9 protein-coding genes are annotated in these 8,600 nt (G+C 73.8%); all 9 read right to left on the bottom strand.

Features of this window, described 5'->3' with window-relative positions:
- A partial coding sequence (locus ACLEQD_RS31180) for a hypothetical protein (protein ID WP_410389123.1) occupies positions 1–1,645 on the bottom strand: 1,645 nt, incomplete at its 3' end.
- Positions 1,642–3,003: a baseplate J/gp47 family protein gene (locus tag ACLEQD_RS31175; protein ID WP_410389121.1), complete on the bottom strand. Its 1,362-nt coding sequence runs from the start codon at positions 3,001–3,003 to the stop codon at positions 1,642–1,644. The genes ACLEQD_RS31175 and ACLEQD_RS31180, both read right to left, overlap by 4 nt.
- Complete coding sequence (locus ACLEQD_RS31170) at positions 2,991–5,411, bottom strand: hypothetical protein (RefSeq protein ID WP_410389120.1); 2,421 nt, start codon at positions 5,409–5,411, stop codon at positions 2,991–2,993. Before ACLEQD_RS31170 ends, ACLEQD_RS31175 begins: the two co-directional genes overlap by 13 nt.
- Positions 5,412–5,505: 94 nt before the next feature.
- Positions 5,506–5,880 carry a GPW/gp25 family protein gene (locus ACLEQD_RS31165; RefSeq protein WP_410389118.1) on the bottom strand — a complete coding sequence of 125 codons (375 nt, stop codon included), beginning with the start codon at positions 5,878–5,880 and terminating at the stop codon, positions 5,506–5,508.
- Entirely contained in the window at positions 5,880–7,067 is a 1,188-nt protein-coding gene (locus tag ACLEQD_RS31160; RefSeq protein WP_410389116.1) for a phage late control D family protein, read from the bottom strand. The genes ACLEQD_RS31165 and ACLEQD_RS31160 overlap by 1 nt, the downstream gene beginning before the upstream one ends.
- Positions 7,067–7,345, bottom strand: a complete 279-nt coding sequence (locus ACLEQD_RS31155; RefSeq protein ID WP_410389114.1) for a hypothetical protein — start codon at positions 7,343–7,345, stop codon at positions 7,067–7,069. The genes ACLEQD_RS31160 and ACLEQD_RS31155 overlap by 1 nt, the downstream gene beginning before the upstream one ends.
- Positions 7,346–7,355: 10 nt before the next feature.
- Entirely contained in the window at positions 7,356–8,084 is a 729-nt protein-coding gene (locus ACLEQD_RS31150) for a hypothetical protein (protein ID WP_410389112.1), read from the bottom strand.
- On the bottom strand, positions 8,081–8,299 hold the full coding sequence (locus ACLEQD_RS31145) for a hypothetical protein (RefSeq protein WP_410389110.1): 219 nt from the start codon (positions 8,297–8,299) through the stop codon (positions 8,081–8,083). Before ACLEQD_RS31145 ends, ACLEQD_RS31150 begins: the two co-directional genes overlap by 4 nt.
- Before the next feature lie 20 nt (positions 8,300–8,319).
- Positions 8,320–8,600 (bottom strand): hypothetical protein (locus ACLEQD_RS31140; protein ID WP_410389108.1); only part of this gene is annotated, 281 nt, incomplete at its 5' end.

Below are 8,600 nucleotides of genomic sequence, written 5' to 3'. Positions count from 1 at the left end.
CGAATCCACCCGGCTGCACGCCGCGCCCCCCCACCGTCAGGGACACCTCCGGCCGGCGGCCTCCCGCGTGGCTCGGGTCGCGCAGCCACGTCACCGGCCCGTGAAGCAACGGCACCGTGCGCAGGTCCAGCGCGGGCACGGCGACCTCCTCCACCGTGGAGCCCTCGCTGACGAGCGTGTTGTTGCCCAGCAGCACCACCCGGTCCAACGCGTACGAGCGTGACAGCGGCGGCTGGAACGTCACCTGCGTCATCGGCGTGCGCTGGCCCGGCGGAACCTCCTTGCGCACGCGCAGCACACGCAGGGCTTCGCGATGGAGCCGCTCGGTGCCCTTCACGCCGCCGGGGCCCAGGCGCTCCACGTCCTCGGCCAGCACCAGCCAGTCCCCCGGCCGCACCGGAGGCTCCTGCGACGAGAGCCCGGACGCATCCGTCAGCGCCAGCAGGTAGACCGTGTCCGTGCCGGCTCCCGCCACGCCCAGCGGCCGGGCCACCCCCGCCTCCGCGCCGAAGGCGAGGTCCGCCCGGTTCAGCGCCTCACTGCCCTTGAGGATGACGAGCTGATCCCGCGCCTCCTGGATGAGGCTGTTCACGAAGGCATCCAGGAACGTGACCATTTGGTCCAGCCGCACGGCGTGCAACGCCGGGTCCTCGTCCGCGCAGGGAGCCAGGGCCGTCTCCAGCGCGGCCAGCGCCTCCGCCTGCCGCTTCTGGAGGTTGCGAAGCTGGCGCGCGAGGATCTCCTGCGACTCGGACAACGCCCCCACGGGACGGCCAGTCGGGGGCACCGCCTGCGCCACGACTTTCTGGGCCTCGCACAGCTGTTCACAGAGCGCGTCCAGGGTGCCCTTGCACGCGGCATCCCCGCCCAGGTCCAGCGTCTTCATCAGCGACGCCAGCTTGCGAGCATCCTGCTTCGCCCGAGCCACCCGCCGCTCCTCCAGCGGACCGTGGCGCTGCACCTCGATGCGGTCCTGGAGTCCCGCGACCACCGACCCCGGCCCGAAGATGCCACCCGTGGGCGCCGGAGCACCGGGCTCCCCCGCCTCGCCGGAAGGCGCACCGGTTCCGCCCCCCGTTCCCCCCGTGCCGCCTTCCGAGCCCGTGCCCCCCGTACCCGCGCCTCCGCCCGTCCCTGTCCCCGTGCCCGTCTCCCCGCCCGTGCGAGGAGGCAGGAACGCGCGAAGCTCGTTGAGCTCCGGCAGCAGGCGCAGGGGCGCGAGCGTCTCGAAGACGGCGGCGGCCTCCTCCCCCTCCGCCGCTGAGTTCACCGCCGTTCCAGCCGGCAGCGTCCCGCGCACGTTCGCCTTGCAGCGGAAGTGCTGGAGCCCCACCGCCGCGGTGCCCGGGCTCGGCCGGTAGCCGATGTGTCCGAGCAGCTTGGAGACGGAGTCCTCCAGCCGCGCGGTGGCGAGGAAGCCCTCCTCCGCCCACGCCTGCTGGTACGTCCACAGCACGTGCAGCGCCAGCGCCACGCTGTCGAGCAGCCCGCGGCCCAGGTCCACCGAGGATGGCGCCGCGTACGCGAGCGGGTTCCAGGTCGGCGCCTCGTCCAGCCGGGAGAAGACGATGCGCGCGGACGCTCCCAGCCGGGCGCGGAGCTGCTCATGCGTCAGCGCCTGGTGCGTGGAAGGAACGCGGCTCATCGCAACCCTCCGCAGACCTGCACCGTGAGGACGCCCTCGGAACCCGGCCAGTACCCTCCGCGCGCGGTGGCCACCTCCTCCGGTCCAATGGGGATGACGCCCGCCTCCAGCCGCTCCTGCGCGTGGGGCTCCAGCCGGCGGAAGCGCTTCACCCGCACCGCCGTCACGCCCGGCACGCGCAGCACCGCCTGGTACAGGTCCGCGAGCTGCACGTCGCCGTTCAGGCCGGAGCGGTCCGGATCCAACAGGCCCCCGTCACCCGCGATGGCGCCCACCACCGCGTCGCGCAATTGATCCGCCTGCGCGTGCGGCGCGGCGTCCACCTCCAGGTCCAGATCCAGCGGCACCCACCTGGGCGGCAGCGCTTCCACGTCCACGCCCAGCAGGCGGAGCTCCTCCAACCGCCGCCGCACCCCGGCCCAGCGGCGCAGCAGCTCGTCGCGGTCCAGCGTGTCCTCGTCGCGCAGCAGCACCGTCACGCGGATGACCGTGCGCAGGTCCCGGTCCACGGCGCGCGCGGAGGCCCCGGCGACCTCCGGCAGCTGCTGGAGCATGCGCACGTAGTCCTCGACGGTGACGGCGGACAAGGGCTGCGACACGCCCGCTGGCGCGCGGTAGCGGATGGAGTCGAGCGGCTCCGGATCGCGTCCCCCCACCGCGGGCAGCGGGTTGTCCACGCGCACCAGCCGGCGCACGTCGTCCATCGACTGGGCCAGCAGCTCGCCCGCGGACGCGGAGCGCTGCGGATCCAACGGCACCTGGAGCAGCCGCGTGAGCACGCCCTTCCCCACGTTCGCCAACGTCCCCAGGCCAATGCGCAGCGACAGCCCCAGCGTCGTCTCCCGGGGCGGCAGCGCGGCGCCGTTGACGCCATCGCCCCAGCGCAGGCTGGCACCGCCCGTGGGGGTCGCTCGCAGCACGACGACCTCATCTCCTGGCCCCTGGACGGACAGGTCGTCCACCAGCGTCCACGGGTCGTCCTCCACGCTCACCTGGAGCTGGGGCGTCCCGCGCCGGGCTTCATCTCCCGGCAACGGATACCCACAGGCCTGGACGCTGACCGGGTGGAACGGCAGGGCCCACTCGCGCTCCTGACTGCCGTCCACGACGGGTGACAGCAGCGCGCGCCACTGCGCCAGGCTGCGCGCGAAGGGCTCCGCCGAGTCCGCTTCGAAGCCCTCCGGAAGCGGTGTCACCGGCAGCCCGTGATGCGCGGGCACCACGTTGCCCAGCACCGTCGCGCGGGGCCCGGGCGCGGGGTCCCCCGGGGCCAGGAACGCCTCCGGCGCGAAGCGGCGGGGATCCCACCCGACGAAGGTCGTGTCGGTGGCGAGCGCCACGGACGTCACGCGCACCACGTGACCGCCCTCGCCGCGCCCTGGTAGAGGATGAGCCACCGGCCGGGCTCCAGCTCCGGGTAGAGGCCCGCGAGCGTGGCCCCGGTGTCCCCCGGCTGCACGGACTCCGCGAGCGTCATGGCCTCCAGCCGGGGGAAGTAGGACAGGGGCGACTCGGTGACGAACACCAGCGAGTGCTCGTCCGTGGTGGCGTTCGCCACCAGCGTGTCGGCCGGGAGCTCCAGCACGCCGCCCCCGGTGAGGAACTCCAGCGCGGTGGTGCCGGGCGGAAGCACCGGCAGGTGCAGCTCCTCCAGCCGGGCCTGCACCAGCGCGGCGAGCGCCGTGGCATCCAACCGGAAGCGCAGCATCACCGTGGCGGAGAGTCCGGGGTCCGGCACGTAGTCCAGGCCGCGCGCGTGGTCCTCCACGGAGCGCCGCAGCCGGGCGTCCTCCAGGAAGCCCTCCACCACCGCGCGCTCCTGCTGGTACGCCAGCGAGTCGAGCTGCGCGGCCACCGCCTCCAGCAGCATGGTCGTGAAGTCCGCGGGCCCCCGGTCCTCCCAGGGCGCCATCACCGTGCGGGCCCGCTCCAGCATCACCGCCAGCAGCGACTGCGCGTCACGCGCCCGGTAGTCCACCAACGCCCCGGGGGCGGGCCGCTCCGGCGCCGCGAGAAACGGGCGCGGCTGCGGATCCCGCACGTCACACCCCGGCACCACATCCGGAGCCCACGCCCCCACGAACGGCGCCGGGTCGTGAGGACCGTCGCCCGGCACGGGCACCGCCGCGCGCGAGATGGCGGCGTCGGGCACCAGCCGCAGGTCCACGGTCTCCGGGGGCGGCAGGCCCCCCGCGAGGAGCACCGGAGGCACCTCCGGAGCACCGGGCGTCCGGTACGGCAGCGGCCCCACCTCCAGGAACGGCAGGCCCGCGCCCTGCGCGAACAGCGCGGGCGAAGCGGACAGCTCCGCGTCCGTCTCCAGCACGAGCGGCGCGCCCACGATGGCCGTGAAGAGCGAGTCGTACGCGCGGATCTCCCCCGGCCCCAGCCGCAACCCATGCGCATGCCGGTGCCAGGTGAGCTGCGCCAGCAGCAGCTGCTCCGCCTGGAGCCAGCCCGCGTGCACCGACGTCCAGGCCTCGGTGCGCCGCACCAGCGCCGTGCGCAGCCCGCCCTCCAGTTGCAGCGCGGTGCCGGTGATGACGAAGAGGGAGCAGTCCTCGACGGCAAGCTCCCCCGGCGTGCCCACGTCCAGCACCGGCTCCAGACCGCCCAGCGGCGCGGCCACGTGCAGCCCCACGACGTCCGCATCGGAGGGGAACGCAGGCAGCGTCAGCGGTCCCACGACCGAAGCCGACAGAGCGTCCAGCGCGGCGATGAGCCAGTCCGACCACGCCGAGGCCGGCTGCGCGGCCACCGGAACCGGCGCGGCCGCTACCCGGCTCACCTCCACGTCGCGAACCGCCACCGGCTCCAGGGAAGGGCCGCCCAGCACCCGCATGCCCGTGGCACGCGAGCCGCCCGCGACGTCCTCCACCTGTCCGATGCCCGCTTCGATGCCCCGCCCGCCCAGCGCGAGCAGGCCCAGCGCGAACGCCCCCTGCACCCGCTGCACGGTGAAGCCGCGCACCTGCATCGCGCCCACGGAAGCCGCCAGCAGCCCGACGCTCCACTCCGTCCCCAGCGCCTTCACGTCGGTCACGGACACGTCCACGGCGGACAGGCCCTCGCCCTCCTCCCGGGCGACCAGCACCCGAGCGCCGGTCGCGCTGCCGCCGGACACCGCCGCCACCGTGAGCCCGGACATTTCCGCTCGGGTGAAGCCCGCCAGCTCCACGCCCACGCCCGCCCCCACGCCCACGACGTCCCGCACCGTCACGTCCGCCCACTGCGAGCGCTGACAGACCGCCCGCACGCCGAAGGCCTCGCCCACCGTGGCCTCCACGGCCCCGATGGACAGGCCCGTCACGCGGGCCTCCGCCGCCAGGAGCCGGAGCCCCGTCGCGTCCTCGCCCTTCGCCGCCGTCACCGTGAGCGAGTCGATGGCCACCGTGCCGTCCGGGGTCTCCACGCTCAGCGCCGAGCAGTCGCCCGAGGAGTTGGCGCTCACCGTGACGTCCGCCACCTCCACCCGCGCGCCCAGGAGGATCAACCCGGCCTCCACCGCCACCACCGTCACGCCCGCCAGGCCGGTGACGAGGCCCGTGACCTCGAGCGTTCCACCGTCGAGCCGCAGCGTCACACCCGGCCCACCCGTGAGCCGCAGCGCGTGCGCGGGCGTGCCGACGACAAGGTCCGTGGTGAGCACGCCCTCACCCACGGGCAGCACCCACTCCACCTCGCCCGGCGGCGTCGCCGGCAACGCGGCCTGCGCCGCCGCGAGCGACGCCTCCAGCGGCAATGACAGCAGGATGCGCACGCTCACGGCAGCGCCTCCAGGTCCCGGCGCACCGGCTCCGCGGGCTCCGCACCCGTGGCCCGCGACGCCTCCAGCACCAATGTCCGCGGGACGCGCGTGCTCACGGCGGCGCCTCCAGGTCCCGGCGGAACAGCTCCGCGTACTCCTCACCCGTCGCCAGCAGCGTGTAGAGGATGTCCACGTAGAGCGTCGCGTCCTCGGCGCTCACCTTCACCGCGTCCAGGCGCACCACGTCGCGCATGAACTCCTGCACGTTGAGGCGGATGATGTACTCGGCCGCGGCGGCGGCCTCCGGACTCGCGGCGCCGAACACCATCCGCTGCACGCCGCACCCGAAGCGCGGCCGGTTCACCCGCTCCCCGGGCAGCGTGAAGAGCAGCTGCTCCAGCTGCTGCCGGACGACCTGCGGGGTCCCCACCGTGCGGGGCGTGCCCAGGTCTCCCAGCTGGAAGGGGAAGTGCAGGCCGCGCCCCATCACGCCACCCCGTTGAGCGCGTCGCGCGCCAGGTCCACGTCCACCTCGTAGCGGGCCAGCGCCTCCGCCCACACCCAGCGGTGCCGCGCGCCGCGCACGTACCAGGTGCCGTCCATCAGCTTGCCCGCGCCCACCAGCCCCACCGGACGCCGCGCGCGGAGGATGCGCTCGTACCGCAGCCCCTGCACCGTGCCGTTCGCCTCCGCCAGCCAGTCCGCCTCGCGGTAGTCCGCCCACGCCAGGTTCTCCACCTCCGGCACGTCGTGCGGCACGTCCACGAACTGCAACCCCACCGCCTTCGTCTGGGGCCGCCTGGGCAGCACCGCCGCCATGCGCGCCTGGAGGATGTCCGCGCGGCTCGTCGTCCCCATGCGAGGAAAGCGCGGCGCCGTCACCACCGCGGAGCGGATGCGCCGCGTGCGCTCGTCGATGTGCTCTCCCCGCAGCTCCGTGGGCCGGTGGCTCTCCCAGCGCGCCTTGAGCTCGATGACGGACGGCGTGGAGCGCGGAATCAGCGACAGGTCCGGCTGCTTCGGCCCGTCCGGCCGGGGCAGGTGGAAGTGGCCCACGCACTCCGCCGCCGCGTTCGCGCCCGCGCCCACCGGGCCCTGCTTGCGCTCCACGAAGGCCTCGTAGCCGTTGCGCCGCGCCAGCCACCGGACGAGCGCCGCATCCGTGCCGCGCTGGAGCACCACCGCGCGCGCCGGGTCGCGCACCGGCGCCGTCTCCTGCACGTCCAGCGCGAAGCCGTATTCGCCGTAGAGCTGCCGCACGATGCCGGCGTCGGACAGCCCGCTGAACGACCGCGTGCGCTCCTCCAGGTGCATCAGGCACGACGCGTCCAGCCCGTACACCTCCAGCGACGAGTCCGGCACGCGCGACGGGCCGAAGTACGGCTCCACCGCGGTGATGTAGCCGTCGAACACCACCTCCTGCACGTCCGGCGCCTCGCTGTCCGGAGGCCCCAGCCCGAAGCTGATGGTGATGCGCTTGAGCAGCGCGAACCGGCCGTCCGCCAGCGCGTCCCAGTCCCCCGCGTCCGTGGGCGCCATGTCCAGCGACAGGTGGAAGGACGACGCGTCGTCGGTGCGCTCGTCCACCTCCAGGCGTGACACCCGGCCACGGGCGTCCGTCATGGGCTGCCCGTCCACCCAGAGCTGGAGGAACGCCGCGCGCTGCTCCGCCATCAGGGCTTCTCCGGGATGAGCAGCACCGTGCCCGGCACCAGGAGCGCCTCGGGCTCGAAGGTGGGGTTGGCGTCCACGATGCGCCACGCCTGGAACGGGTCGCTGAAGTAGCGCTGCGCGAGCAGGTCCAACCGGTCCCCCGCCACCACCTTGTGCAGGAGGGACGTGGGCACGCGCGGCGCCACGCGGGGCACGTACAGCGACACCGTGGCGCCCTCCGGGCCCAGCGGCACCGCGTACGTCGGCAGTTCCTTGTGTCGCGAGGAGGGGTCGCTCATGGCCTTCTCTTCAGCTCGTTCCGTTGAGCTTCACCTGCGGCGCCAGGGCCTGCGCGATGAGGGTGCTCGCGTCCGCGCCCTTCACCACCGCCAGGTCCTCCATCCGCAGGCGCAGGTCGCGCAGGTTGGCGAACGCCTGGGCCACCTTGTTGTTCGCCGCGTTCTCCCCCACCTCCAGGATGCGCATGCGCAGGTCCACCTCCGCGCGCAGCGGGTAGAGCGCCGGGTCGAATCTCTGCTCCACGATGGTCATGCCGGTGATGACCACCGGGAAGGTGCGCGGCCCCAGCATCAGCAAGAGCTCCGTGGGGTTGAGCGACACGAGCTTCGTCGCGGGCTTCTTCTCCTCCTCGCCCGTCTGGTCCTTGCCCAGCGCCATGCCCTCCAGGATGGCCAGCTCCGGCAGCACGCCCTGGGTGCCCGCCCCGCTCGAGTCGCGCAGCAGCGCCTCCGTCACGTCGAAGACGAGCTTGAGGGCAATGGTCTCGCTCTTGGCGTGCAGGCCGCCGCCGCGCTGGGCGTCGGTGAGGACCTTGGTCTGCTCGGGCGTCTTGCCGGGCTTCGTCTCCCACTGGCCCGCGCGCGTGCGCGTCACCGTCTCCGGGTTGTACTGGAAGCGCAGCGCGCGCACGGACGGCTCCGACTTCTTGTCGTCGGCCGTCTGCGGCAGCGTCACCAGCATGCCCTTCTGGAGCTGCTGGTCGAACGCGATGAGCGTCGGGTCCAGGTTGCGCGTCATCCGTTGCCCCGGGCACCGGTACCGGTCGACTCGCGCTGGGCCAGGCCGCGGGCGATGGCTTCGTTGTTCTTGTCCATCAGCGTCACCACCGTCTGGGTGAACAGCTTCATGAACTCCTTGGGGTTCTCCGGCACGCTGCGCAGCATCCACGCGAGCTCCCGCTCCAGCTCGCGGCGGGTGAGTCCGACCTGTCCTTGCACCGGGGGTGGGGCCATGGCGTGTGCGTCCTCTCTCGTCAGCTCCAGCCATCCACCAGCGGACGGCCTTCCAGCTCGTTGCGAAGCAGCTCCAGGTAGCGCCACCGCCGCGCCCGCGGCAGGGCCAGGATGTCCGCCTCCGACCAGTGGTAGTGGAAGGCCAGCACGTGCACCTCCGTCTCCAGCCGCGCCGCCCCGCCCCGCAGCTCGCGCGCCAGCAGCGCGAACGGATCCAGCTCCAGCTCCAGCCACGCGGCGCACTTCGGACAGCGCGCCAACAGCCCAGGTCCGGCGCGGACGAGCCCTCCACCAGCGCCAG

The sequence above is a fragment of the Corallococcus sp. 4LFB genome, from assembly GCF_046520365.1.
Lineage (GTDB): Bacteria > Myxococcota > Myxococcia > Myxococcales > Myxococcaceae > Corallococcus > Corallococcus caeni.
The sequence above is the reverse complement of the archived record's forward strand: the minus strand, read 5'-3'. Positions and strand labels throughout refer to the sequence as shown.

What these genes read in the sequence shown, in the direction of transcription:
- ACLEQD_RS31165 (WP_410389118.1), bottom strand. Translation starts at nt 5,880, where the DNA reads ATGGGGCGCGGCCTGCACTTCCCCTTCCAGCTGGGAGACCTGGGCACG.
- ACLEQD_RS31150 (WP_410389112.1), bottom strand. Translation starts at nt 8,084, where the DNA reads ATGACGCGCAACCTGGACCCGACGCTCATCGCGTTCGACCAGCAGCTC.
- ACLEQD_RS31145 (WP_410389110.1), bottom strand. Translation starts at nt 8,299, where the DNA reads ATGGCCCCACCCCCGGTGCAAGGACAGGTCGGACTCACCCGCCGCGAG.
- ACLEQD_RS31155 (WP_410389114.1), bottom strand. Translation starts at nt 7,345, where the DNA reads ATGAGCGACCCCTCCTCGCGACACAAGGAACTGCCGACGTACGCGGTG.
- ACLEQD_RS31160 (WP_410389116.1), bottom strand. Translation starts at nt 7,067, where the DNA reads ATGGCGGAGCAGCGCGCGGCGTTCCTCCAGCTCTGGGTGGACGGGCAG.